Below are 22,710 nucleotides of genomic sequence, written 5' to 3'. Positions count from 1 at the left end.
GGGTTATCAGGCGATAGCGCGACCAAGAGATTCCCCATGTCCGACGTCTTCAAGTTCGATCCCGCCGCCAAGACCGTCACCTTCGAGGGCGATGCGGGCCTTGAGCTGCTGTACGACCTGCTGCTGCGCGCCAAGTTCGGCGACGGCTATGAAAAGCCGCTGCTGGTCAGCCCCTGGCTGGCGGCCCTGCTCAAGCAACTGGACAAGGCCCTGCCCGACGACGGCCAGTGGTTCCCCGAGCGCCCGGGTCAGCCGATCTTCGACACCGACGACCTGCTGGCCATGGGCGACGCGGTGATCGAGGAAGGCCACACCGTCGGCTGGTGGTCCATGACCGAGCCGGAGCGCCGCGACTATCTGCGCGAGACCATCGCCGCGCCGCATCCGCTGACCGATCTGCAGGTCGAGTTCATCGAGGCCGATATCGACGCGGCCCTCGAACAGGCCCGCCGCCTGGTCCAGGACGCCGGCGAGCCGCTGGCCATGCCGGGGCACGGCTAGGGTCTAGTCCCGCCGATACCGCGACACGAAGGCCCAGAGGGCGTCGTTGTCGGCCAGCCAGACATGGGCGCCGCCCACGGTGATCCGACCCACCACGTCGGCCTCGCCCCGGCAGCCTGAATAGCGCTCCTCATAGACGCCCGGCGCGACCCACTGCGTGGTCGGGGCGGTCTGGCAGCCGTTCAGGGCGGCCCAGCGCTGCTCGGCGGCATGCATGGTGTACTGCCAGTAGCCGGCGCCGCCGCCCTGGATCGGATTGACGGTGTCCTTGTCGCCTGCGAAGGCGATGAGCGGCATGGGCAGCGACGGCGTACAGGTGGCGGGATCAGGCTCCTGAGGCTTGTCCACCGTCGGATTGCCGGCCCGCAGACCCACCACCGGAGCGATGGCCGCATAGCGCGCCGGCTCCACGCAGCCCAGCCATGAGGCCATGCGCCCGCCGCCCGACAGGCCGGTGACATAGACCCGCGCTCGGTCGATGCAGCCATCCTCAGCGAGACTGTCGACGATCCGGGCCAGATAGGCCACGTCATCGGCGTCCGAAGCGTCCGGGATCTTGCCGGTCACGGTCGGCACGCCGGGGATGTTCCAGGCAAAGCCCTCGCCCACCGGGATACCGGCGTCCGGGGCGACCAGGATGAACCCCGCGCGATCAGCCGTGGCCTCAAGCCTGGAGGCCTGAAGCATCTTGGCGCCGGTCCCGCCGCTGCCGTGCAGCAGAATCACAAGCGGGGCGGCGGCGGCAGGATCCAGCCCGGCTGGGCGATGCAGCAGCAGCGGGCGGCCGGTCTGTCCGATATCGACCTCGCCAGTGACGCCCGGAACGCCCACCGCGCACGCCGCGTGGGCCGCGCCGCCCGCACCCAGCAGCGCGAGCGCCGCGAGCGGGCCAAGCACCCGGCGACCAAGGACGAATCCAGACATCGATAGCTCCTCTTGAACCGGTCAGCTTAGGCCTTGAGCGGCGCGGGTAAACCGGCGCCGTGTCTGGAAGCTTTGTGGGCGACAACAGCCCGCGCGGTGTGTCTTGGAGCATTCGTCAGCCCCACCGCCCGCGGCTCTGCTAAAGCTCAGCCATGACCGACCCCCGCCGCCTGACCCTGGGCCTGCTGTGTGGCCTCATCGCCGGCGCCTTCTGGGGCGGGGTGTTTCTGGCGCCGTTGCTGCTCCATGACTTCACGCCGTTGCAGATGACCGCCGGGCGGTATCTGGCCTATGGCCTGGCGTCGCTGGTGTTGCTGGCCCCCACGGCCCTGGCGGTGTTTGGGCGGATGACGGGCCGCGACTGGCGGGATCTGGCCCTGCTGAGCCTGCTGGGCAACCTGATCTACTATGTCGGCCTGGCCGTGGCGGTGCAGAACGCCGGGGTGGCGGCGGCCTCGCTGATCATCGGGCTCTTGCCGGTGACCGTCACCCTGGTCGGCGCCAGGCCGGGCGAGGGCGTGCCGCTGCGCCGGCTGGCCGCGCCTCTGGCCCTGTTGGCGGCCGGGGTGGTCTGCATCAATGTCGACGTGTTCAGGAGCGGGGAGGGCGCGCCCGCGCCGCGTCTGGTCCTGGGCGTGCTGGGCGCCGTCCTGGCCCTGGCCTGCTGGACGCTCTACGCCGTCTGGAACGCCCGGCGGCTGGCCGCGACGCCAAACTTCAACAGCCACGAGTGGTCGCTGCTGACCGGGGTGGTCACTGGCGCGCTGTCGCTGGTGCTGATCGTTCCGGCCTTCCTCGTTGGCGGGGCGGGGCATGTCTCCAGCGCCTGGGCCCTGTTCTGGGGTGTCAGCCTGGCCGTGGCCCTGGCGGCTTCGGTGATCGGCAACGGCCTGTGGAACGCCGCCAGTCGCCTGCTGCCGCTCAGCCTGTCGGGCCAGCTGATCGTGTTCGAGACCCTGTTCGCCCTGCTCTACGGTTTCCTGCACGAGGGCCGCTGGCCGCGTCCGCTGGAGAGTGCCGCCATCGCCCTGATGCTGGCCGGGGTGCTGTGGTCGGTGTCCCTGCACCGGCCGGGGGCGGTGGTCGACAACATGACCGCAACCTGAACAACACCGTTCAGATCGGGTTCAAGCGGCGGCTCCTAAAAGGGACATCAACAGCGCCGCACCGGGCCTTCCGGATCTGGCGACGCTTCTCGGAAGGAGCACGGCCATGAACACCATTTCCAAGACCCTGATCGCGGGCGCCGTCGCCGCCGCCATGATCGTCCCCGCCTCGGGCGCCCTCGCCGGCGAGAAGACCAACAAGGCCATCCTCGGCGCCGTGATCGGCGGCCTGGCCGGCGCGGCCCTGGGCAATGGCGACAAGGGCGCGGTCGCCATCGGCGCGGTCGCCGGGGCCGCCATCGGCGCCTCGACGGCCAAGAGCAACAACGATCACCGCTACAACAGCGGCTATCGCACCCGCCCGGCCTATAACGGTTACCAGCAAGGTTATGGGCAGCAAGGCTATGGCCAGCAGTCCTATGGCCAGCAGGGCTATCAGAGCCGCGACCAGCGCTACGCCCACGACAGCCGGGACAACCGCTATGGCCGGGGCGATCGCTACGACGCCCGCTCTGACAGCCGCTACGCCTACGACTATCGCCGCTAGGCCCCCGACGACCGTCGTCAGGTCCTGATCCCGATCCTGTCGGCGAAGACTTGCGCCGCCTTCCCTACCGGAGGGCGGCGCTTTTTCGCGCGTCACGCGAGACAATCTTTCCGCAAGGTCGCCGCGACCGCTGTCAGGCGCGCGAAATCTGCTATAGCGCGCTGAGGGCCGAAGCGGCTTCTTAACCCATACGGCTTTCAGTCGGGTTAGACCGCTCCGGACAGAGGGAGAGCGCATGGCGGCATCCGGCGGCATCGCCGTTCGAGGACCACGCAGTCTGCTGCGGCAGATTCGCGAGGCCATGGCCGGGGCGGGTCCCGCCCAGGGCAAGCTCGACATGGTGGTGCGCACCATCGCCATCTCGATGGTCGCCGAGGTCTGCTCGATCTATCTGCGTCGCGCCTCTGGCGATCTGGAACTGTTCGCCACCGAAGGTCTGGCCCCCGAAGCCGTCCACGTCACCCGGCTGAAGCCTGGCGAGGGCCTGGTCGGCGAGACCATGCGCATCGGCCGGCCGCTGAACCTGTCGGACGCCCCCAATCACCCGGCCTTCGCCTATCGTCCGGAAACCGGCGAAGATCCGTACCACGCCTTTCTGGCCGTCCCCCTGCTGCGCGGCGGCCGCTCGATCGGCGTTCTGGTCGTTCAGAACCGCACCGAGCGCACCTATGGCGACGAGGAGGTCGAGGACCTCCAGATCATCGCCATGGTCCTGGCCGAGATGGTGTCGTCCAGCGAGCTCTTGGGCATGGCCGAGCTCAAGGACGTCGAGATCGCGCCCCACAAGCCGGAAAGGCTGAAGGGCGCGCGCTTCGCCGAGGGGCTGGCCTATGGTGTGGCCGTGCTGCACGAGCAGCCGGTGGCGCCCGAGCAGCTGCTGTCGGACGATTCCGCCGCCGAAGAGATCCGCCTGAAGGTCGCCGTCACGGCCCTGCAGAGCCAGATCGACGAGATGCTCGAAGGCCAGGGCGGCCTGGTGGGCGCCTCCTACGAGGTGCTCGACACCTACCGCCTGTTCGCCCATGACCGCGGCTGGAACCGGGGCCTGGAAGAGGCCGTGCGCTCGGGCCTGACCGCCGAGGCCGCCGTCGAGCGGGTGCGCTCCGAGCACCGCGCCCGCTTGGGCCAGGCCCGCGACCCCTATCTGCGCGAGCGCCTGCACGACCTGGAAGACCTCAACGACCGGCTGCTGCGCCACCTGTCGGGCGACGTCCACGCCGTGCGCCAGCTGCCCGACGACGCCATCCTGATCGCGCGGAACCTGGGCCCCGCCGACCTGCTGGAATATGACCGCACCAAGCTGAAGGGCATCCTGCTCGAGGAAGGCTCGGCCGCCAGCCACGCCGGTATCGTGGCCCGGGCGCTGGACATTCCCTGCGTCGGCCGTCTGGCCGGCCTGCGCGACCGGGTCAGCGAGGGCGACCCCGTGGTCGTCGACGCCGAGACCGCGGAGGCCTGGCTTCGTCCGCGTCCTGACGTGGTCAAGGCGCTGCGGGCCCGGATGGAGGTCCGCGCCCAGCGCAAGGCCGAGTTCGCCCGCCTGCGCGACACCCCCGCCTTCACCAAGGACGGGGCCAAGGTCACCCTGCTGATGAACGCGGGCCTGGCCGTCGATCTCGACATCCTGGGCGAGACCGGGGCCGAGGGCATCGGCCTGTTCCGCACCGAGTTCCAGTTCATGGTCGCCGAGGAAATGCCCCGGCTGGAAGCCCAGACGGCGCTCTATGAAAAGGTGCTGGAGGCCGCCAACGGCATGCCGGTGACCTTCCGTACGCTCGATCTCGGCGGCGACAAGCTGCTGCCCTACATGGAGATGGAGCGCGAGGACAATCCGGCCCTGGGCTGGCGCGCCATCCGCATGGGGCTGGATCGTCCGGCCCTGCTGCGCATGCAGATCCGGGCGCTGATCAAGGCCGCCGCCGGCCGCTCCTTGCGGATCATGTTCCCGCTGGTGGCCAATGTGGACGAGTTCCGCGCCGCCCGCGCCTTCGTCGACCAGGAAGTGGCCTGGGCCCTGAAGCGCGGCCGTCCGGCGCCGGCGCGCCTGGACGTCGGGGCGATGATCGAGGCGCCGTCACTGCTGTGGCATCTGGACGCACTGTTGCCGATGACCGACTTCGTTTCGGTGGGCACCAACGACCTGATGCAGTACCTGTTCGCCGCCGATCGGGGCAATCCGCGCATGGCCGATCGCTATGATCCGCTGTCGCCCGCGGCCCTGCGGGCGCTGAAGACCATCCAGCAGGCGTGTGAGGACACCGGCACGCCGGTGTCGGTGTGCGGCGAGATGGCGGGACGGCCGCTGGAAGCTTTCGCCTTGGTGGCCCTGGGTTTTGACCGTTTGTCGATGCCGCCGGCCGGCATCGGACCGGTCAAGCAGATGGTGCTGTCGTGCGACCGCGAGGCGGCCAGACGAAACGTTGAGGCCCTGCTGAAGACTTCGGCCGGATCGCTCCGGGGAGAGATCGAAACCTTGGCGCGCAAGCTCTACGTCGCCGTCTGACGCGATGGCCGATTAACCAAGCTTCGCTGTTAGTGCATTGAATCCCGTAGCTTAGTTTGATATCCACAAAGAACTGTTAAGAACTTCGTGTAAGACGAAGTGCGCTGGGGTGTCGCGTTCTCGCGCGACGCGAATTTTGGGGTGGTATTGCCGCAATGGCGCTGGATACGGGCAGTGTAAGACACTTGCATCTGGTCTCCGACGCCGAGCCCGACGAGGGCTTCGCCGTCGTGGGTCAGCCGTCGGTCGACGAAGGCGTCGACATCGGCGCGGCGCTGCGCGCCGCCCGGACCTTCCGTGGCCTCACCACCCAGGACGTGGCCGACGCCACGCGCATCCGCCAGAGCTATATCGACGCCCTCGAGGACCTGCGGCTGGAAGAGCTGCCCTCGCGTCCGTTCACGATCGGCTATGTCCGCGCCTATGCCCAACTGCTGGGTCTGGACGGCGAGGCCGCCGTGCTGCGCTTCAAGAGCGATGTGCCTGACGACGGCGGCGAACTGCGCGCTCCGGTCGGCGTGCGCCACGAGCGCGATCCGCGTCTGGCCCTGGTGCTGATCGTCGGCCTGCTGATGGTCGGCGCGATCCTGCTGTGGAACGTGGCGCAGCGCGCCATGGACAAGGACGCCCCCGCCGCCCAGGTCGCGGCCAATACCGCTGCTCCGCCGTCAGCCTCGGCGCCGGCCGGTTCTGCGGTGTCGCTGGGCGCGCCCCTGCCGGCTCCGGTCGAGTCGACCACGCCCGAGCCCTACAAGACCCCCGGCCTCGATGACGCCGCCGCCAATGGTGGTTCGGCCGACGCCGCCAACGCCGCCTCCAAGGCCCGCGCCACCGCCATCGCGGCGGGTGAGGGCGAGATCGACGCCGCTCACGTCGCCGCCCTGGGCTCCACGTTCAAGCCGCGCGGCGTGATCCATGGCGCGGCCGCCGCCGACAGCTCCGGCGTCGTGCTGCTGGCCCGCAAGGCCGCCACCCTGGTGGTGCGCGGGGCCGACGGCTCGGTCTATTTCGCCCGCCAGCTCAACGCCGGCGAAGCGTTCCGCGCGCCGCGCACCGCGGGCCTGACCGCCGACGTCTCCGATCCCAGCAATTTCGACGTCTATTCGGGCGGCGTGCTGACCGGTCGCCTGATCGCCAAGCAGACGGGCCTGGGCAAGCTGGCCAAGCCTGCCGCCTGATCCGGGCGCCGGTCCGGGACCGGCGCGAAGCTTCCATGACGGCCTTGGGTTCCGCGCGCAAAAGCCCTAGATTGTTTCCATGGCCGCAGACCACACTCACCTCCGCCCCTGGCGCTCCATCGAGCGTCGCAAGTCGCGCAAGATTCGCGTCGGCAATGTCGAGGTCGGGGGCGACGCGCCGATCACCGTCCAGTCGATGACCAACACCCTGACCAGCGACGCCGCCGCGACGCTGGAGCAGATCCGTCAGCTGGAAGAGGCCGGCGCCGACATCGTCCGCGTCAGCTGCCCTGACACCGACAGCACGGCGGCCTTCAAGACCATCGCCCGCGAGTCGCGGGTGCCGCTCGTGGCCGACATCCATTTCCACTACAAGCGCGGCATCGAGGCGGCCCAGGCCGGCGCGGCCTGCCTGCGGATCAATCCGGGCAATATCGGCAGCGCCGATCGCGTGCGCGACGTCATCCAGGCGGCCCGCGACCACGGCTGCTCCATGCGGATCGGCGTCAATGCCGGCTCGCTGGAGCGCGAACTGCTGGAAAAGTACGGCGAGCCATGCCCCGACGCCATGGTCGAGAGCGCGCTCAACCACGCCCGCATCCTTCAGGACCACGACTTCCACGAGTTCAAGATCTCGGTGAAGGCGTCCGACCCGTTCATGACGGTGGCGGCCTATCACCAGCTGTCCGAGCGCATCGACTGCCCGCTGCACTTGGGCGTCACCGAGGCCGGCGCCCTGCGCACCGGCACGGTCAAGTCATCGATCGGCATCGGCTCGATGCTGTGGGCCGGCATCGGCGACACCATCCGCGTCAGCCTTGCTGCCGACCCGGTGGAAGAGATCAAGGTCGGCTTTGATATTCTCAAGTCGCTGGGCCTGCGCCATCGCGGCGTCAACATCATCGCCTGTCCGTCCTGCGCGCGTCAGGGCTTCAACGTCATCAAGACGGTGGAGGCTCTGGAGCAGCGCCTGGCCCACATCAGCCAGCCGATGTCGCTGTCGATCATCGGCTGCGTGGTCAACGGCCCGGGCGAGGCCCTGATGACCGATCTCGGCTTCACCGGCGGCGGCGCCGGCTCGGGCATGGTCTACATGGCCGGCAAGCCCGACCACAAGCAGTCCAACGACGGCATGATCGAGCACATCGTCGAGCTGGTCGAAAAGCGCGCGGCCGAGCTGAAGGCGGCCGCCGACGCCGAGGCGATCGCGGCGGAGTAGCCGGTCGGGATGGGCGCCAAAAGCGGCGAGATGCGCCTCTACCGAAGGTCGCAAGTTGGTTGACATCAGCTAATTTGGGTTGAGTATGCCTCCAAGACCTACGAGTGGTTCACGTCGTCGCGCCTGACGGTGGCAAGAGGGGGCTCACATGCGTTTTTGGCTTACGGGACTGATGGCGGTTGCGGTTTTCGCGGGGGCCTCAAGCGCGCTCGCCGGCGACGAAGGCAATGCAAAGGGCGAACGCAGCCTGGCCAAGATGGTCGAGGGACGCGTCGCGGGCGAGCCGATCGACTGCATCGATCCACGCCGCGCCCTGATGACCGATGTCATCGACAAGACGGCGATCATCATTCGGATGCCGGCCGGCATTGTCTATGTGAACCGCCCTGAGATGGGTGTCGCCGCGCTGGATCACGACTCCATCATCAACCCCCGCACAAACGGGGTGAGGCTGTGCCGGGGCGATGCGGTGGCCATGGTCGATCGCGGCGGCAAGGGCTCGGCGGGTTCGCGGGCTTCGGTGAGCCTGGGCCAGTTCGTGCCCTACACAAAAGCCAAGTAGGCGGATGGCGGGCGCCCAGCCGGGCGCTCCCTGACCCGTCCCGGGCGGGCGGTCGCGGATTACCGAACCTTAAGTGGCCATGGTTTCGCCGCTGGGGTCAGATGCGATCGTTCGCACCGCCTGGGGTCTCTACACATGCACATCGTCGCGCGCGCCTTGCTGGGCGTGGTTCTGGGGCTCGCCGTCGGCGCCGCCTCCGCCCAGGCCGCGCCGCTTGAGGTCAAGGTGGGCGCGCCGCTGGCCCGGTTCGACAGGATCAAGCCCGGCGTCCACCGCTATCTGCGCTACAGGCAGGTAGGCGAGACCTTCACGCCGGCCGACATCTGGACCCGCGAGATCCGGTTCGAGCCCAAGGATGGCCAGCCGCGTCTGCACATCGTTCAGCACTGGGATAGCGGAACGACGCCGGCGGCCAAGACGCTGGATTCGTGGTTTGAGATCGGCACCTTCGCGCCCATCTCCCACGTGCGCCGCTCCACGAAGGACGGCCAGACCAAGGTCGAGGGCTACGCCTTCACCGCCGACCGTGTCGTCGGTCTGGCCGACCTGCCCGACAACGCGGCCAAGGCCTATGACGTCGCCGCGCCGCAGCGGACCTTCAACTTCGAGACCGACATGGAGCTGCTGCAGGCCCTGCCGCTGAAGGACGGTTTTGAAGCCAGCATCAACTTCCTGCATCCCGGCGGCGGCGACCCCGCGCCCTATCTGTTCAGGGTAACGGGCTCGGAGGTGCTGACCACCCCGGCCGGCGGCCGGATCGACTGCTGGGTGATGACCACCGACTACAACCGCCCGGACTTCCCCGCGACCCGCTTCTGGCTGGCCAAGGACAGCCAGGTGATGGTCAAGGTCGTCTCGCCGCTGCCCGACGGCTCGGCCGTGGTGAAGGTGCTGCTGTACTAGGCTTTCAGCCCAGCGAGGTCTGGATCGGCACGCCGCCCTTGATGGCCGGGGTCACCGGGGTGCGTTCGGCGACATCGGCCAGCCGCGCGCGCTGGTCGTCGCTGAGCGGGCCGGTCGGGACCAAGACGCGCTCGATCCGGGGCGGGGCCTCGTCGCCGTGATAGTGCAGCCGGACCTCCAGCGCCTCCAGCGGCCAGGCCTTGTGTTCGGCGTACATCTTCAGGGTGATGGATGTGCAGGCCCCAAGAGCCGACAGCAGCAGGTCGAACGGCGCGGGACCGGCGTCGGCGCCGTTCAGGCGCTCGGGCTCGTCGGCCGTCAGGGTGTGGCGACCGGTGGTGATCGTCGTCGCGTAGCGGGTTGCGCCGATGCTGGCGATGGCGGTGGCCATATGAGCTCCTGACTGAAATCTGTGACGCGACCTTAGATCACCGCGCGAGAGCGTTCGTCCACATCGGCCACCGCCGCCGCCACGATCCGCAGGCCTCGCTCCAGGTCTTGGCGATCGCGCGCCGCGCCAAGGCACACGCGCACGCCGGTCGTCAGGCCCGGCGCCACCACCGGCGCCGACGGGGGGGTCACTTCCACGCCGCTACGCAGGGCCCGGCCGGCCATGCGTTCGGCGTCCAGATCCGACATCGGCAGCCAGACGTGGGGCGCGCTGGCCGACATCGGGGTTTCGATGGCGCCGCCCAGGATCTCGCGGGCCATGGCGAGGCGGGCGGTCATCTCGGCCTGAATCTCCGCCACGATGGCGTCGGCCGCGCCGTCCTCGATCCACTGGGTGGCGATCAGTCCGCCGAAATTGGGCGGCGCATAAGACAGCGCGCGCACGGTGCGCAGCACCCGGTCCAGAGCATCGCCGGGCGGCACGATCAGGAAGCCGGTGCGCAAGCCCGGCGCCAGCGACTTGGAGACGCCCGAGACATGGAAGGTGCGCTCCGGCGCCAGCACCGCGAAGGGCGGCGGGGCATCGGGCGCATAGACGGCATAGATGTCGTCCTCGATGATCATCAGGTCGTGCTTGCGGGCCACGGCCACGATCTGGGCGCGGCGGCCGGCGCTCATGATCCGGCCGGTGGGGTTCTGCAGGGTGGGCTGGATGGCCACGGCCTTAAAGGCGCCGGTGGCGGCGGCCTCGTCCAGAACGTCGGGGCGCAGGCCCTGGGCGTCCATGGCCAGGCCCTTGAGCCCATAGCCCATGTGTTCGGCCAGCGCCTTGACGCCATAGAAGGTCGAGGCCTCGCACAGCACCGTATCGCCCCACCGCGCCACGGCGCCGAAGGCCAGGGCCAGGGCCTGCTGGGCGCCGGCGGTGCAGACCAGCCGGGTCCAGTCGGCGCCGATCAGGCCGCCGCTGCGCTCAAGCCAGGCGGCCCCGGCCTGTCGCTGCGTGTCCAACCCCGCCGAGGGGGCGTAGTCCAGATGGTCCAGCAGGTCGCCGCGCCGCCGCAGGCGGGTCATCGTATCGGCCAATCGCTCGCGCGCGGGGCCGCTGGGCGCGATGTTTTGGGAGAGATTGATCAGGCCGCCGTCGGTCGTCCTGGCGGGCTTTGCCGCCGCCCCGCCCCGCACAAAGCTGCCGCGCCCGACATGGGCCTCGACCAGCCCGGCCTTCTCGGCCTCGACATAGGCGCGGGTGACGGTGCCCAGACCCAGCCCCAGGCGGTGGGCCAGGTCGCGCTGCGGCGGCAGGCGCGCGCCGGCCGCCAGGGCGCCGGTCTCGATGTCGGCGCGCAGAGCCCCGAGCAGGCGCTCATAGATCGGCGCGTCGCCGGCCTCCAGCAACGGGGTCCAGTCCCTCAGGGTTTTCGCGGACATGCGGGCTCCGATATTGTCATTATGACAATACTCATTTTGACTCATGGATCAATCGAGAACATCTCTGTGACATTCCCGATCATGGAGTCCCGACGTGACCCCCGACCTTCTTCTGGCCTTCGTCCTCTTCGCCTTCGCCACCGCCGGCACGCCCGGTCCCAACAACATGATGCTGCTGGCGTCGGGCGCGAACTTCGGCTTTCGCCGCACCATCCTGCATATCCTGGGGATCAGCGCGGGCCTGGGCGTGATGGTGGTGGCGATGGGGTGGGGGCTGTCGGGCGTATTCAGGGCCTTCCCCGTCCTGCACGAGATCCTGAAATGGCTCGGCGCCGCCTACATGCTGTGGCTGGCCTGGAAGATCGCCACGGCGACCGGGATCAATGACAAGAGCGCTGCGGGCCAGCCGATGACCTTCCTGGAGGCCGCCGCCTTCCAGTGGCTGAACCCCAAGGCCTGGGCCATGGCCCTGGGCGCCGCCACCACCTACACGCCGGAAGGCAGCGGCAGCCTGACCGTGCTGGTCCTGGCGGGAACCTTCATGCTGGTCGGCGCGCCATGCAGCGCCGCCTGGGCCGGCTTTGGCCAGGGCATGCGGCGGTTCCTGGACCGGCCGGCGATCCTGCGCGTCTTCAATGTCAGCATGGCCGTGCTGCTGGTGGCCTCGCTCTATCCGCTGATCACCGAGCTGAAGGCGTGACAGACACGGGGAGGGGCGCCAGGCTGGCGGCATGCGCATCCTCCTCGCCCTCACGGCCGCGATCGCCGCCGCCGTCCTCGCCTCGCCCGTCCTGGCGCAGGACCTCAAGGTCACCGTCGCGGGGCGAGACACGGTGGTGCTGACGCCGGCGGAGGTGAAGGCCCTGCCGCGCGCCCAGGCGACGATCCAGGTCAAGGGGCAGCCGGTGGTCTATGAGGGCGCGATCCTGCATGGGGCCCTGCTCAAGGCCGGCGTCGTCTCTGGCGAACGGCTGATGGGGCGCTATCTGAACCAGGTCGTCGTCCTGCGCGCCGCCGACGGCTTTTCCAGCATCCTGTCGATCGCCGAGACCGACCCGGTCTATCGCGCCAATCCGGTGATCCTGGCCGATACGGTCAATGGCAATCCGCTGGACGCCCGCGAAGGACCCTACCGCGTGGTGGTCGACGGCGATCTGCGGCCTTCGCGCTCACCCCGCGGCGTGGTGGCGGTCGAGGTCAAGGCGGGGTTCTGAGGGGTCTCGACACCGCTGGCGAATTCGCCAAAATCGCCCGGTCTGAACCGGGGAACAGCATGACCAGGATCACCACGGGCCGCCGCGCTTTCCTCACCGGCCTGGCCGCCGCAGCCTTCGCGCCGAGCCTGGCTGGCGCCCAGTCCCTCAGCATCAAGGTCGGCGACCGCGATCTGGACCTGACCGTCGTCCGGCCCGCCGCGGCCAAGGGGGTGATCCTGTTCTCGCACGCCGCCAGCGCGTCGCCTGACGTTTACGCGGCGCTGTTTGAGCTGTGGTCGAAGGCCGGCTTCATGGTCGTGGCGCCGCTGCACGTCGACTCGCGCAAACATCCCCGTGTCGCCGACTACACGCTGCAGACCGCCTTTCCCGCGCGGATCGCCGACCTGGCCGCCGCCGGCGGCTTCATCGCCAGCGTCGCGCCCGGCCTGCCCGTGGCGGCGGCGGGCCATTCCTACGGCTCGCTGGGCGCCCTGATCCGGGCCGGCGCGCTGGAGGCCATGGTCCATGGACGCGACCCGGCGACCAAAGCGGTCGTGAGCTTTTCCACGCCCGGCCTGATCCCCGGTCTGATCGGCCCCGACGCCTTTACCCAGATCGCGACCCCGTCCCTGATGATCACGGGGGATATCGATCTGGTGCCGGGCTTCGTTTCGGACGCCAGGGCCCACCTCGCGCCATTCGAGACCAGCCCCGCCGGCGGCCGCTATGCCTGGATCGGCAAGGGCGTGGATCATTCCTTCGGCGGCGCGATCTACGGCGCCGCCAAGGATCCCGCCCAGGCCGCGGCCCTGGATCAGGCCGCGGCGCTCAGCGTCGTGTTCCTGAAGGCCACCCTGCTTGACGACGCCTCGGCCCGGGCGGCGCTGGCGGCCCAGGCCTCGACGCCGACAGCGGAATTCCGGCGCCGCTAGAAGCTGCCCAGATAGTCCAGCTTGCCGACGGCCACGCCCTTGTGGCGCAGGATCGCGTAAGCGGTGGTCAGGTGGAAATAGAAGTTGGGCAGCACGAAGCTGAGCAGGCAGTCCTCGCCGCTCATCTTCGCCTCGAAGGGGCCGGCCTTCAGGGTGACCTTGCGCTTTTTGGCGCCATCGAAGGCGTCGGGGTCGACGCTTTCCAGAAAGGCGATGGTCTTGGCGATGCGGGCCTGCAGGTCGGCGAAGGTCGTCTCGTCGTCGGTCATGGCGGGCGGGGTCACGTCGGTGAGCCGGCCGATGGCGCCCTTGGCGGTGTCGGAAATCCGCTGGATCTGGCCGACCAGGGTCAGCATGTCCGGCGCCAGGCGGGCGCCCAGCAGGTCGGCGGGGTCCTGGCCGGCCTCCTTGGCGTGGGCCTCGCCCTTTTCGAGCAGGGTCGACAGAATGTTCAGGCCTCGGACCAGAACGGGAACCGTGGCGCGGTGCATTGACGGCATGAGAGCTCCTGGGTGTCTAGGCCGACCTGGCCTTCGCTGACCTAGATGGGGATCGAGGCGAGTTTGCACAGCGGCGCCGCTGTCTCGCATGACGGTCTTTTAATTTGTCACGTCGTGTACTTTGAAAATAAAAGTACTTCATCAGCAATCAAGCTGAGGGAGCCAGACTATCATGAACCGCCTCGCCACGGCCGTCGCCGCCATCCTTCTCGCCACCACCGCCTTCGCCGCCGCCCAGGCCGGCGAGATCGACCTGACCCTGAACGGCGTAAAGCCCAAGGGCGGCAAGATCCTGGTCACCGTGCAGAGCCGCGACCAGTTCATGCAACACGCCCAGACCTCCGGCGCGGTTCTGGACGGCGCCGTCAGCGGTCAGCTGAAGGTCAAGCTGGCCGACGTGCCGCCTGGCGATTACGCGGTCTCGGTGCTGCACGACGCCGACGGCAGCTGGAGCATGACCAACGGCGCCGACGGCAAACCGGCCGAGGGCTGGGCGATGTCCAGCGCCGCGCCTCTGAAGGGCTTGCCGGCCTTCGATCAGGTCAAGGTTGCGGTGAACGGCGACGCCGCGATCACTCAGATGATGATGTATCCGAAGTAGTCCTTTCCACGCCGGGGTGACGTCAGGCCGCGCGGGGGGTACAGAGACCGCCCGATCCCCTCAAAGCACGTGACGTCACCCTTGCGACTGCCCCAGGCCCGACTCGACCAGGTTCTCGACCGTTTCCGCGAAGTGGAGGCCCGCATGGGCGCCGCCAGCGACGGAGCCGAGATCGTCAAGCTCTCCAAGGAGTACGCCGAACTGCGTCCGGTGGCCGAGGCCGTCGAGACCCTGGCCAAGCTGGCCGCCGAGCGCGCGGGCCTGGAAGAGATGGCCGGCGATCCGGACATGGCCGAGATGGCCCGTGACGAGATGGCCGCGCTGGACGAGAAGCTGCCGATCCTGGAACGCGACCTGGCCCTGATGCTGGCGCCGAAGGACAAGGACGAGAACGCCTCGGCCATTCTGGAAGTGCGCGCGGGCACCGGCGGCGACGAGGCGGCCCTGTTCGCCGGCGATCTCTTCCGCATGTACCAGCGCTATGCCCAGAGCCAGGGCTGGCGGGTCGAGGTCGACAGCATCTCCGAGGGCGAGATGGGCGGCTACAAGGAAATCATCGCCTCGATCACGGGCGACGGCGTCTTTGGCCGGCTGAAGTTCGAGAGCGGCGTGCACCGCGTGCAGCGCGTGCCGGAAACCGAGGCGCAAGGCCGCATCCACACCTCTGCCGCCACCGTCGCGGTGCTGCCCGAGGTGGAAGACGTCGAGATCGAGATCAACGACGCCGACATCCGCATCGACACCTACCGCTCGTCGGGCGCCGGCGGTCAGCACGTCAACAAGACCGACTCCGCCGTGCGGATCACTCACTTGCCGACTGGCGTGGTGGTGACGTCGTCGGAAAAGAGCCAGCACCAGAACCGCGCCCGAGCCATGAAGAACCTGAAGGCGCGCCTGTACGACATGCAGCGCGAGGCCCTCGACACGGCCCGCTCCGACGCCCGCAAGAGCCAGGTCGGCAGCGGCGATCGCTCCGAGCGCATCCGCACCTACAACTTCCCGCAGGGCCGGGTCACCGATCACCGCATCAACCTGACGCTCTACAATCTGGGCAAGGTGATGGAGGGCGAGGCCCTGGATGACGTGATCAAGCCGCTGATCGCCGAGGACCAGGCCGCGCGTCTGGCCACCCTCGAAGATGGCTACGCCTGATGGCCTTCACTCGCACCTATGACGAGGAAGAGCCTCAGCGGGTCAACAAGTGGCTGGCCCAGGCCGGCGTCTGCTCGCGCCGCGAGGCCGAGGCCCTGATCGCCGACGGTCTGGTGTCGATCGACGGCGAAGTGGTGGAAGACGTCGGCCGCAAGATCCTGACCGGCCAGACCCTGGTCCTGGCCGACCGTGCAACCGACAAGCTGGATTCCAGCCTGACGATCATGATCCACAAGCCGGTCGGCATCGTCTCGTCCCAGCCCGATCCCGGCCAGATCCCGGCCGTGCGACTGCTCAAGCGCGAGAACCTGTGGGCGCACGAGGCGACCATCCCCAACTTCAGCAACCGCCTGGCCCCCGTGGGCCGGTTGGACATGGACTCGCGCGGCCTGCTGATCCTCTCGGAGGACGGCGTTGTGGCCAAGGCCGTGATCGGCCCGCAGTCCGAGCTGGAAAAGGAATATCGCGTCGCCATCATGGGTGAGATCACCGAGGAGAAGCTGGAGCTGATGCGCTTTGGCCTCGAACTCGACGGCCGCGAACTGCGTCCGGCCCATGTGGAGGTGATCTCGGACCAGCGCCTGCGCGTCATCCTGCAGGAAGGCCGCAACCGCCAGATCCGCCGGATGTGCGAACTGCTGGAATGGAAGGTCGTCGACCTGTTCCGGGTCCGCGTCGGGTCCCTGACCCTGGGCGACATGCCCGAGGGCTACTGGCGTCCGCTGACCGCCGAGGAGCGGGCGGGGCTGATCGCGGGCTGATCCCCAACGTCCTACCCAGCCGGCATCCGTGGCTCAAGGTTCAGTTTGAATTTCCGCCTGATAAATCGATTGAAACTAGAACATTGGTGGTGAACGTTTGAGCTCATCACGGTCAAGCTTGTGCGCGATACAGCAAACATGATGCGTCACGCGGTCGCATGAAATGCGCCACGTCTTCGCCATATCTGGCTCTTAGTCAGTCGAAACGTTCAAACGTCGAAATCGATCCCGGAACGACTGAAGGTCAATTCATGCACGCAGCCGTCGCCAAGATCATCACTCCCGCGGCGCGTTGCGTCATCGGTCTGGCGACGATCTTCGCGCCCATGGTCGTGGCGGCCATGGAGCATCCCGACGCCGCCCGGCACGGCCCCACCCCGATGGTGCGTCGCCTGCTGGACGAGATCGCCGCCAAGCCCCAGCGGCCGGTGCGCCGGGAACTGGTCTGGAGCGGCGCCGACATCGACGGCGACGGCGCGGCCGACTTCGCCAACCCCACCGGCGCGGCGCCGCGTGGCCACGACGACTTTGGCGAAGGCCAGTTCGGGGCCCGCCGTGATGGCGGTTCACGCGATCATGAAGGCGTCGACTACACCGCTGTCGCCGGTCAGGACGTTAAGGCCCCGATCTCGGGCTATGTCACCAAGATCGGCTATGCCTACAGCGGCTCGACCGATCTGAAGTTCGTCGAGATCACCAATCCCGCCCTGGGCTATGTGGCGCGCGCCTTCTACGTGTCGCCCGGCGTCGAGGTTGGCCAGACCGTGCGGCTGGGTCAGGCCATCGGCCGCGTGGAAAGCCTGCAGGGCCACTATCCGGGCATCACCGACCACGTACATCTGGAAGTGATGGAGCCCGGCGGCGAGCGCGTGAACGCGGCGGAACTGATCGTCACCAAGCTGGTGGCGCGGGCCTAGGGCAGCGAGACGGCCTGTTCGTCGAGGTTTGTTCCGGCAGACTGGGCTACGCTCGAAACATCCTTCAGCTCAAGCCAGTCGGTGAACGGCAGATCATAGGCGAGGTCGAGAAACTCGCCCTGGAAGCGGAAGGGCAGGTTGGCGTCGCTGTTCCACAGCATCACGATGCCGGTCCGGGTGGCCGGGTCGAACATCATCGTCGAACGATAGCCCGAAACGCCACCGCTGTGCCCGACAAGCCGATGGCCCTTGTAGGTGAAGCTGCGCATGCCCAGGCCATAGCCGGCGTTCTTCAGCTCCCGCCCGATCGACAACCGTCCATAGGGGCGGGCGGTGTTCACCCGGGGCTGCTGAACCGCTTCCAGAACCGCCCCTGGCAGCACATCCTGTCGCAGTCCCATCTGCGCCTGCATCCACAGCGCCAGATCCACGATCGTCGAGTTCACCCCGGCCGCCGCAGGCACGCGGTAATAGGCTTCGGACAGGGGCAGGGTCTTGCCGTTGCGATGGGGCCTTGCCCAGTGGTCGGCGCCGACAAGGCCCGCCATGCCGATGGTGGCTCCCGTCATGCCCAGGGGCGAAAACAGCCGGCGCGCGACGCTGGCGCCATAGGCCTCGCCGGTGCGCGCGCCGATGATCTCGGTGATCGTGTCATAGGCGACGTTCTGGTAGCTGTGGCAGGTCCCGGGCGGGCAGGACGCCGTCAGGGCGCCCAGCGCATCGCGGATCGCCGCGGGATCGGCGCCATGCTCCAGCCGGTCGTCATAGGCGTTCTTGGACAGCCCCGTGCGTTGCGACAGCAGCTGCTCGACGGTCAGGGTGCGCTGCGCGTCGCCGGGCAGGCGCAGGCTGGTGTGGAATGCGTCTACCGGGTCTGACAGCGAAAACACGCCATCGGACGCCAGACGGGCGCTCAGCGTTCCCGCCACGGTCTTGGACAGCGAGGCCCAGCGGAAAACCGTCTGTGCGCCGACCGGCTCGCCGTGCTCGGCGGCGGTCTGGCCATAGCCCCGAACGAACGACAGACGGCCGTTCTCGACGACGGCCACGGCCAGACCTTCCATCGAGGGATCGGTCATCATGGCGCTGATACGGTTGTCCATCGACGGATAGTCGATCGCGCCGCGCCAGTCGGCCCGCTGGGTCGGCAGGTGCGCCGGCGCTGTCGTGTGGATCGTGGGGGTGGCCTTGGGTCCGGCTGTCTTTGCGTGCGGCCACAACGCCGCGCCCAGCAGGACGAGCGGCACAATCCCGAGCGCGGCCCACTTCAGGCGCGTCTTCGTCTGGTCATCTGGCAGGTAGGGTTCGGGCACCGGGTATTCCACGTCTCAGGACCGCAAGCGCCAGGGTCCCTGAGCTTCTGCCTAGAGTGGTTTCTCCATCACCACAAAGCGCAATTCGCCCTGGGTGTCGCCGATCCGGCGGTCATTGTAGGGAAAGGGCTCAAAGCCGGTCTGCTGATAGCCCCGGCGGGCATACCAGGCGATCAGGGTGTCGCGGATGTCGATCACCGTCAGCTTGATCTTCGCGCCGCCCCGGGCGCGCGCATGGGCCTCGCCGGCCTCGATCAGGGCGCGCCCGACGCCGCCGGCCTGCAGCCCGGGGTCCACGGCCAGCATGCCCAGCAGCCACGGGCCGTCCTGCTGCGGCTCCAGCCAGACGCAACCCACGAGCCTGCCGCTGTCCGGCTCGCGCAGGGTGAGGATCGTCGCGTCGGGCTTGGCGGCCAGATCCGCGCGCAGGCTTTCCGCGTCGGTGCGCTGGCCGCCCATGAAGGCGGCTTCCGTCGTCCAGCCCTGTTGGGCGGCATCCCCGCGATAGGCCAGATTGACCAGATCAGCGACGGCGGAAAGGTCGTGGTCCTGGGCGGCGGCGAGCAGCATGCGGGGCTCCGGGCAAGCGGAGGCGGACCTAGCCATGCTCGCGCGGATTTTCCAAGCCGGTTCGCCGCCGCCGCATCCTGTCCCACACACCGCCCGCGACCCGGCGCACCATGCCGGTCTCGCGCTTGATCATTTCCCAGGGATGGAAGGCCAGGCCCACCGTATCGGCCATGGCCGCGCCGCGCTCGCCCATCGGCTGCTCAGGACCGGTGGTCGAGTCGATGGCCGTCTGGTGCTCGATCTCGGCGTTCAGCTCGGCCCCGACCAGCACGGCCATGATCGAGAACCACACCCACACCATGAAGGCGATCACCGCCCCCAGCGGGCCATAGGTGGCGTCATAGTGCGCCACCCGGTTCACATAGACCGAGAAGCCGAGAGAGCCGATCAGCCAGCCGCCGGCCGCCAGAACGGCGCCGATCACCACCCAGCGCCAGCGCGCGCGGGCCCGGCAGGGGGCGAAGCGGTAGAGGATCGTGAAGGCTCCGGCGGTCATCATCCAGACCAGCATCCAGCGTATCGGCGCCCAGACCTCCATGAGGGCCGACAGGCGCGCGCGCTCCAGCAGGATCGGGGTGGCGATCAGGATCACCGCGGCGGCCGCGGCGTAGATCACCGCACAGAGGGTGAAGACGTAGGTCAGCGCCGTGCGGGCGACGATGTTGCGCCTCTCGTCCTCGTCATAGGCGATGTTCAGGCCGTCGAAGAGCGCCTTCATGCTGGCGTTGGCGCTCCACACCGACAGCAACAGGCTGACGCCGAAGGCGACGCCCAGCTTGGCCTGTTCCTGGCTGGCCAGCCGCAGCATCTGTTCGCCGACGATCTGGATGACGCTGGCGGGAAAGACGCCCGACATCTCGGTCAGTTGCTTCTGAACCACCGCCACATCGGCAAACAGCCCATACAGCGACACGAAGGCGCCGATGGCCGGGAACAGGGCCAGCAGGGTGTAGAAGGTCACGCCCCCGGCCACGGCGGGCAGGCGGTCGACGGTGATCTCACGCCAGGTGCGCCACAGGATGTCGCGCCAGCCGCGCCACGGAATCCTGTGGGGATGCCGCGCGGCGCGGCCGCGCGCCGGTTCGGCCGCGTCGAAATCGTCGGGCGGCAGGATGCGGTCTTCCGACAGGCCCGGCGGCGGCGCGTGAACGACAGGCTTGCGGAAGGCAAACGGGACCAGGGCCAGCAGCACGATCCACGGCGCCAGGCCGTAGGGGCGCGAGGCCAGCCAGGCGCGGACGGGTCGTTTCGGCTTGGCGTCGTTTGTCATGAACTCTCCCCGCCGAAGGAAAGCGCCAGCACAGGGGACGTTCCCGGACCCTTGCTTTCGACCGAGTCGTCGCCGACCTTGGCCGCATGGAAGCTCGCATCGCCGCCCTCTATCGCCACCCCGTCAAGGGTTTCACCCCCGAACGCCTGGAGAGCGCCGACCTCGTCGCGGGCGCCTGCTTTCCCTGCGACCGGCTCTATGCGGTGGAGGATGGTCCCAGCGGCTTTGCCCCCGCCTCGCCGGGCCATATCTCGAAGATGAAGTTCACCGTCCTGGCCAAGATCCCGGCCGTGGCCAGGGCCCGCACGGCCTATGACGAGGCGAGCGGCGTGTTTCGCGCGAGCGCCGGGGGGCAACCCGACTTCGCCGGCGACCTGCGCTCGGCCGAGGGGCGGGCAGGGCTGGAGGCCTGGCTGACCGCTCTGCTGGGCGAGGATCTTTCCGGTCCGCTGCGGGTGATCGAAGGGCCTGGCGCGCACCGGTTCATGGACAGCCGCTCGGGCTATGTCTCGGTCATCAACCTGGCCAGCGTGCGCGACCTCGAGGCAAAGCTGGGCGTCCCCCTCGATCCGCTGCGCTTCCGCGCCAACCTCTATGTCGAGGGCTGGCCGGCCTTGGTCGAGAACGACTGGACGGGGCGGACGCTGAAGCTCGGCGGCGCGACCGCCGAAGTGCTCAAGCCCATCGTCCGCTGCGCGGCGACGCATGTGCATCCGGTCACGGCCGAGCGGGACATTGACGTGGTGAAGGCGCTGTTCGACGCCTACGGCCACATGCACTGCGGCATCTATCTGAACGTCACGCAGGGCGGGCGGATCAGGGAAGAAGACGTTGTCTCTCTGATGTGACCCATTCCGCTACGCTAGTAGCAAGTCGCAGGATCGCTGCGGCTGGTTCACTCTCTATGCTGAGCTTCCATCTCTGCGATGAAGGCGTCGCAATCAAAGTCTTCGGCAGGGCCGCTCTCCTCTCCCGCGATAAGCGCCGCCCGCAACGCCGCGAGCTTGGCCTCGTATTCTGAATCCTCTGGCTGCTGATCCATCGGGTGTCCTCCGCGCTCCAGGATACCAGTTGGCTTCTCCCTTTCACATCTCGCCTCTCCCGACCTAAAGGGCTAAATCCCACCCCATGACCCTGACCCTCGTCAAAGCCTGGACCGCCGCCAAGGAGCGTCTGAAGGACGCCGGTATCGATCAGCCCGCCATCGATGCGCGCCTGATGCTGGAGGTGGCCGCCGACGTCACCCGCACCGAGATCGTCACCGATCCCTACCGCATGCTGACGGCCGAGCAGTGGGCGACGCTGGACGACTATCTGACCCGCCGCGCGCGCCGCGAGCCGGTCAGCCACATCATTGGCCGCAAGGGCTTCTGGAAGATCCTGCTGCAGGTGAACAAGAACGTCCTGACGCCGCGTCCCGAGACCGAGGTGATCGTCGACGAGGTGCTCAAGGCCTTTCCGGAAAGCATGAGCTTCAACATGCTGGACCTGGGCGTCGGCTCTGGCACCATCCTGCTGGCGATCCTGGCCGAGCGGCCGGCCGCCAAGGGGCTGGGGATCGACGTGTCGGAAGACGCCCTGGCCGTGGCCCGCGAGAACGCCGCCAACCTTGATCTCAACACCCGCACGGCCCTGCTGCGCGGCGACTGGACGGCCGGCCTGGGCGACGCGGGTTTCGACCTGGTGGTCTCCAACCCGCCCTATATCGCCAGCCACATCATTGAGACGCTTGAGCCTGAAGTTCGCGACCACGAACCGCGCCTGGCCCTGGACGGCGGCCCCGATGGCCTGGACGCCTATCGCCAGCTGGCGCCCGAAATCCTGCGGGTGCTGAAGCCCGGGGGCATGTTCGCCGTCGAGATCGGTTACGACCAGTCGGCCGACGTCGAGACGCTGTTCCGGCAGGCCGGCGCCAGCAACGTCCGCACGATCAAGGATCTGTCGACCCACGACCGCGTCGTGACCGGGGTGAAAAATCCCTTGGAAAGCCTCGCGTGAGAGGCTAGACGAAAGAGGTCTCCTTCCAAAATGCCGGGTGACGGGAAAAGCGGGCGTCCATGACGTTCGCAAAGCTCCTCCGGCAGGCGCGCACGGTCCAAAGCCGGTCGCCGCGCCAGGACCAGGACGGGGGCTCTACGGAAACCAGTGTCTCTAGAACTTCCAGGGGTCGAACCCGCCTAGAGACCAACAAGGCCGGATGGTTCAGCAAAGACTGATCTCCGGACAGGTTCAGA

General features: G+C 68.3%; 24 protein-coding genes and 1 pseudogene. 17 read left to right on the top strand and 8 right to left on the bottom strand.

Translation table 11 applies throughout. The features are described 5' to 3' along the window. The first annotated feature begins 36 nt into the window (after window positions 1-36). Window positions 37-501 (top strand): hypothetical protein, encoded by a 465-nt coding sequence (locus tag ACW17V_RS15840; RefSeq protein ID WP_492106017.1) that lies wholly within the window; start codon window positions 37-39, stop codon window positions 499-501. A gap of 3 nt (window positions 502-504) precedes the next feature. Here ACW17V_RS15840 and ACW17V_RS15835 read toward each other — a convergent pair whose 3' ends face one another. Continuing rightward, the gene (locus tag ACW17V_RS15835; protein WP_492106016.1) at window positions 505-1,425 is read right to left on the bottom strand and encodes a CE1 family esterase; all 921 of its coding nucleotides are present in this window, start codon (window positions 1,423-1,425) and stop codon (window positions 505-507) included. A gap of 152 nt (window positions 1,426-1,577) precedes the next feature. Between ACW17V_RS15835 and ACW17V_RS15830 the strand changes: the two genes are divergently transcribed. The 7 genes from ACW17V_RS15830 (at window position 1,578) to ACW17V_RS15800 (ending at window position 9,443) form a co-directional block, all read left to right on the top strand. Continuing rightward, complete coding sequence (locus ACW17V_RS15830) at window positions 1,578-2,531, top strand: DMT family transporter (RefSeq protein ID WP_492106015.1); 954 nt, start codon at window positions 1,578-1,580, stop codon at window positions 2,529-2,531. A gap of 106 nt (window positions 2,532-2,637) precedes the next feature. Further along, window positions 2,638-3,078: a hypothetical protein gene (locus ACW17V_RS15825; RefSeq protein WP_492106014.1), complete on the top strand. Its 441-nt coding sequence runs from the start codon at window positions 2,638-2,640 to the stop codon at window positions 3,076-3,078. Between the two features lie 235 nt (window positions 3,079-3,313). Continuing rightward, window positions 3,314-5,581 (top strand): phosphoenolpyruvate--protein phosphotransferase, encoded by a 2,268-nt coding sequence (gene ptsP, locus ACW17V_RS15820; protein WP_492106013.1) that lies wholly within the window; start codon window positions 3,314-3,316, stop codon window positions 5,579-5,581. Window positions 5,582-5,736: 155 nt separating this feature from the next. Beyond that, window positions 5,737-6,759, top strand: coding sequence for a helix-turn-helix domain-containing protein (locus tag ACW17V_RS15815; RefSeq protein ID WP_492106012.1), 1,023 nt, complete (start codon window positions 5,737-5,739; stop codon window positions 6,757-6,759). A 79-nt stretch (window positions 6,760-6,838) separates the two neighbouring features. Beyond that, window positions 6,839-7,978 carry a flavodoxin-dependent (E)-4-hydroxy-3-methylbut-2-enyl-diphosphate synthase gene (gene ispG / locus ACW17V_RS15810; protein WP_492106011.1) on the top strand — a complete coding sequence of 380 codons (1,140 nt, stop codon included), beginning with the start codon at window positions 6,839-6,841 and terminating at the stop codon, window positions 7,976-7,978. Between the two features lie 148 nt (window positions 7,979-8,126). Further along, complete coding sequence (locus tag ACW17V_RS15805) at window positions 8,127-8,540, top strand: hypothetical protein (RefSeq protein ID WP_492106010.1); 414 nt, start codon at window positions 8,127-8,129, stop codon at window positions 8,538-8,540. A gap of 135 nt (window positions 8,541-8,675) precedes the next feature. Further along, window positions 8,676-9,443, top strand: coding sequence for a DUF3108 domain-containing protein (locus ACW17V_RS15800; protein ID WP_492106009.1), 768 nt, complete (start codon window positions 8,676-8,678; stop codon window positions 9,441-9,443). A 4-nt stretch (window positions 9,444-9,447) separates the two neighbouring features. Here the strand turns inward: ACW17V_RS15800 and ACW17V_RS15795 are convergent, their stop codons facing one another. Both ACW17V_RS15795 and ACW17V_RS15790 read right to left on the bottom strand, forming a co-directional pair. Continuing rightward, window positions 9,448-9,834 carry an OsmC family protein gene (locus ACW17V_RS15795; RefSeq protein WP_492106008.1) on the bottom strand — a complete coding sequence of 129 codons (387 nt, stop codon included), beginning with the start codon at window positions 9,832-9,834 and terminating at the stop codon, window positions 9,448-9,450. Window positions 9,835-9,866: 32 nt separating this feature from the next. Then, window positions 9,867-11,264 (bottom strand): aminotransferase-like domain-containing protein, encoded by a 1,398-nt coding sequence (locus tag ACW17V_RS15790; protein WP_492106007.1) that lies wholly within the window; start codon window positions 11,262-11,264, stop codon window positions 9,867-9,869. Window positions 11,265-11,358: 94 nt separating this feature from the next. Between ACW17V_RS15790 and ACW17V_RS15785 the strand changes: the two genes are divergently transcribed. From ACW17V_RS15785 to ACW17V_RS15775, 3 genes are read left to right on the top strand one after another with little or no spacing between them, the layout of a single operon-like run. Beyond that, complete coding sequence (locus tag ACW17V_RS15785; protein WP_492106006.1) at window positions 11,359-11,964, top strand: LysE family translocator; 606 nt, start codon at window positions 11,359-11,361, stop codon at window positions 11,962-11,964. 31 nt (window positions 11,965-11,995) lie between these two features. Continuing rightward, window positions 11,996-12,478 (top strand): molybdopterin-dependent oxidoreductase, encoded by a 483-nt coding sequence (locus tag ACW17V_RS15780; protein WP_492106005.1) that lies wholly within the window; start codon window positions 11,996-11,998, stop codon window positions 12,476-12,478. 59 nt (window positions 12,479-12,537) lie between these two features. Then, a complete protein-coding gene (locus ACW17V_RS15775) occupies window positions 12,538-13,392 on the top strand; it encodes an alpha/beta hydrolase (RefSeq protein ID WP_492106004.1) in 855 nt (284 codons plus the stop codon). On the opposite strand, the gene ACW17V_RS15770 is transcribed toward ACW17V_RS15775, so the two are convergent. Beyond that, complete coding sequence (locus ACW17V_RS15770; protein WP_492106003.1) at window positions 13,389-13,892, bottom strand: DUF1993 domain-containing protein; 504 nt, start codon at window positions 13,890-13,892, stop codon at window positions 13,389-13,391. The two genes, ACW17V_RS15775 and ACW17V_RS15770, sit on opposite strands and share 4 nt — an antisense overlap. Before the next feature lie 172 nt (window positions 13,893-14,064). Here ACW17V_RS15770 and ACW17V_RS15765 point away from each other — a divergent pair, with 172 nt between their 5' ends. The 4 genes from ACW17V_RS15765 (at window position 14,065) to ACW17V_RS15750 (ending at window position 17,323) form a co-directional block, all read left to right on the top strand. Continuing rightward, the gene (locus tag ACW17V_RS15765; RefSeq protein WP_492106002.1) at window positions 14,065-14,493 is read left to right on the top strand and encodes a DUF2141 domain-containing protein; all 429 of its coding nucleotides are present in this window, start codon (window positions 14,065-14,067) and stop codon (window positions 14,491-14,493) included. Window positions 14,494-14,574: 81 nt separating this feature from the next. Continuing rightward, window positions 14,575-15,645, top strand: coding sequence for a peptide chain release factor 1 (prfA, locus tag ACW17V_RS15760; RefSeq protein WP_492106001.1), 1,071 nt, complete (start codon window positions 14,575-14,577; stop codon window positions 15,643-15,645). Next, entirely contained in the window at window positions 15,645-16,406 is a 762-nt protein-coding gene (locus tag ACW17V_RS15755) for a pseudouridine synthase (RefSeq protein WP_492106000.1), read from the top strand. The genes prfA and ACW17V_RS15755 overlap by 1 nt, the downstream gene beginning before the upstream one ends. Before the next feature lie 251 nt (window positions 16,407-16,657). Continuing rightward, the gene (locus ACW17V_RS15750) at window positions 16,658-17,323 is read left to right on the top strand and encodes a peptidoglycan DD-metalloendopeptidase family protein (RefSeq protein ID WP_492105999.1); all 666 of its coding nucleotides are present in this window, start codon (window positions 16,658-16,660) and stop codon (window positions 17,321-17,323) included. On the opposite strand, the gene ACW17V_RS15745 is transcribed toward ACW17V_RS15750, so the two are convergent. Genes ACW17V_RS15745 through ACW17V_RS15735 form a run of 3 tightly spaced genes read right to left on the bottom strand, consistent with a single transcriptional unit; the run spans window position 17,320 to window position 20,476 of the window. Continuing rightward, window positions 17,320-18,636: a serine hydrolase domain-containing protein gene (locus ACW17V_RS15745; RefSeq protein ID WP_492105998.1), complete on the bottom strand. Its 1,317-nt coding sequence runs from the start codon at window positions 18,634-18,636 to the stop codon at window positions 17,320-17,322. The genes ACW17V_RS15750 and ACW17V_RS15745 overlap by 4 nt on opposite strands. 51 nt (window positions 18,637-18,687) lie before the next feature. Continuing rightward, window positions 18,688-19,206: a GNAT family N-acetyltransferase gene (locus ACW17V_RS15740; RefSeq protein WP_492105997.1), complete on the bottom strand. Its 519-nt coding sequence runs from the start codon at window positions 19,204-19,206 to the stop codon at window positions 18,688-18,690. A gap of 28 nt (window positions 19,207-19,234) precedes the next feature. Next, window positions 19,235-20,476 (bottom strand): YihY/virulence factor BrkB family protein, encoded by a 1,242-nt coding sequence (locus ACW17V_RS15735; protein ID WP_492105996.1) that lies wholly within the window; start codon window positions 20,474-20,476, stop codon window positions 19,235-19,237. 86 nt (window positions 20,477-20,562) lie between these two features. Here ACW17V_RS15735 and ACW17V_RS15730 point away from each other — a divergent pair, with 86 nt between their 5' ends. Beyond that, window positions 20,563-21,324, top strand: coding sequence for an MOSC domain-containing protein (locus tag ACW17V_RS15730; protein ID WP_492105995.1), 762 nt, complete (start codon window positions 20,563-20,565; stop codon window positions 21,322-21,324). Window positions 21,325-21,371: 47 nt separating this feature from the next. On the opposite strand, the pseudogene ACW17V_RS15725 reads toward ACW17V_RS15730, so the two are convergent. Further along, window positions 21,372-21,494, bottom strand: a pseudogene (locus ACW17V_RS15725) (type II toxin-antitoxin system ParD family antitoxin); the annotation flags it as partial. Window positions 21,495-21,604: 110 nt separating this feature from the next. On the opposite strand from ACW17V_RS15725, the gene prmC reads away from it, so the two are divergent. Next, complete coding sequence (gene prmC / locus ACW17V_RS15720; RefSeq protein WP_492105994.1) at window positions 21,605-22,474, top strand: peptide chain release factor N(5)-glutamine methyltransferase; 870 nt, start codon at window positions 21,605-21,607, stop codon at window positions 22,472-22,474. Window positions 22,475-22,710: the final 236 nt, after the last annotated feature.

This window comes from Caulobacter sp. FV2ye17ST, from assembly GCF_058680955.1.
This window is presented reverse-complemented; position numbering and strand designations above follow the sequence as displayed.

What these genes read in the sequence shown, in the direction of transcription:
- ACW17V_RS15840 (WP_492106017.1), top strand. Translation starts at nt 37, where the DNA reads ATGTCCGACGTCTTCAAGTTCGATCCCGCCGCCAAGACCGTCACCTTC.
- ACW17V_RS15835 (WP_492106016.1), bottom strand. Translation starts at nt 1,425, where the DNA reads ATGTCTGGATTCGTCCTTGGTCGCCGGGTGCTTGGCCCGCTCGCGGCG.
- ACW17V_RS15830 (WP_492106015.1), top strand. Translation starts at nt 1,578, where the DNA reads ATGACCGACCCCCGCCGCCTGACCCTGGGCCTGCTGTGTGGCCTCATC.
- ACW17V_RS15825 (WP_492106014.1), top strand. Translation starts at nt 2,638, where the DNA reads ATGAACACCATTTCCAAGACCCTGATCGCGGGCGCCGTCGCCGCCGCC.
- ptsP (WP_492106013.1), top strand. Translation starts at nt 3,314, where the DNA reads ATGGCGGCATCCGGCGGCATCGCCGTTCGAGGACCACGCAGTCTGCTG.
- ACW17V_RS15815 (WP_492106012.1), top strand. Translation starts at nt 5,737, where the DNA reads ATGGCGCTGGATACGGGCAGTGTAAGACACTTGCATCTGGTCTCCGAC.
- ispG (WP_492106011.1), top strand. Translation starts at nt 6,839, where the DNA reads ATGGCCGCAGACCACACTCACCTCCGCCCCTGGCGCTCCATCGAGCGT.
- ACW17V_RS15805 (WP_492106010.1), top strand. Translation starts at nt 8,127, where the DNA reads ATGCGTTTTTGGCTTACGGGACTGATGGCGGTTGCGGTTTTCGCGGGG.
- ACW17V_RS15800 (WP_492106009.1), top strand. Translation starts at nt 8,676, where the DNA reads ATGCACATCGTCGCGCGCGCCTTGCTGGGCGTGGTTCTGGGGCTCGCC.
- ACW17V_RS15795 (WP_492106008.1), bottom strand. Translation starts at nt 9,834, where the DNA reads ATGGCCACCGCCATCGCCAGCATCGGCGCAACCCGCTACGCGACGACG.
- ACW17V_RS15790 (WP_492106007.1), bottom strand. Translation starts at nt 11,264, where the DNA reads ATGTCCGCGAAAACCCTGAGGGACTGGACCCCGTTGCTGGAGGCCGGC.
- ACW17V_RS15780 (WP_492106005.1), top strand. Translation starts at nt 11,996, where the DNA reads ATGCGCATCCTCCTCGCCCTCACGGCCGCGATCGCCGCCGCCGTCCTC.
- ACW17V_RS15775 (WP_492106004.1), top strand. Translation starts at nt 12,538, where the DNA reads ATGACCAGGATCACCACGGGCCGCCGCGCTTTCCTCACCGGCCTGGCC.
- ACW17V_RS15770 (WP_492106003.1), bottom strand. Translation starts at nt 13,892, where the DNA reads ATGCCGTCAATGCACCGCGCCACGGTTCCCGTTCTGGTCCGAGGCCTG.
- ACW17V_RS15765 (WP_492106002.1), top strand. Translation starts at nt 14,065, where the DNA reads ATGAACCGCCTCGCCACGGCCGTCGCCGCCATCCTTCTCGCCACCACC.
- ACW17V_RS15755 (WP_492106000.1), top strand. Translation starts at nt 15,645, where the DNA reads ATGGCCTTCACTCGCACCTATGACGAGGAAGAGCCTCAGCGGGTCAAC.
- ACW17V_RS15750 (WP_492105999.1), top strand. Translation starts at nt 16,658, where the DNA reads ATGCACGCAGCCGTCGCCAAGATCATCACTCCCGCGGCGCGTTGCGTC.
- ACW17V_RS15740 (WP_492105997.1), bottom strand. Translation starts at nt 19,206, where the DNA reads ATGCTGCTCGCCGCCGCCCAGGACCACGACCTTTCCGCCGTCGCTGAT.
- ACW17V_RS15735 (WP_492105996.1), bottom strand. Translation starts at nt 20,476, where the DNA reads ATGACAAACGACGCCAAGCCGAAACGACCCGTCCGCGCCTGGCTGGCC.
- ACW17V_RS15730 (WP_492105995.1), top strand. Translation starts at nt 20,563, where the DNA reads ATGGAAGCTCGCATCGCCGCCCTCTATCGCCACCCCGTCAAGGGTTTC.
- prmC (WP_492105994.1), top strand. Translation starts at nt 21,605, where the DNA reads ATGACCCTGACCCTCGTCAAAGCCTGGACCGCCGCCAAGGAGCGTCTG.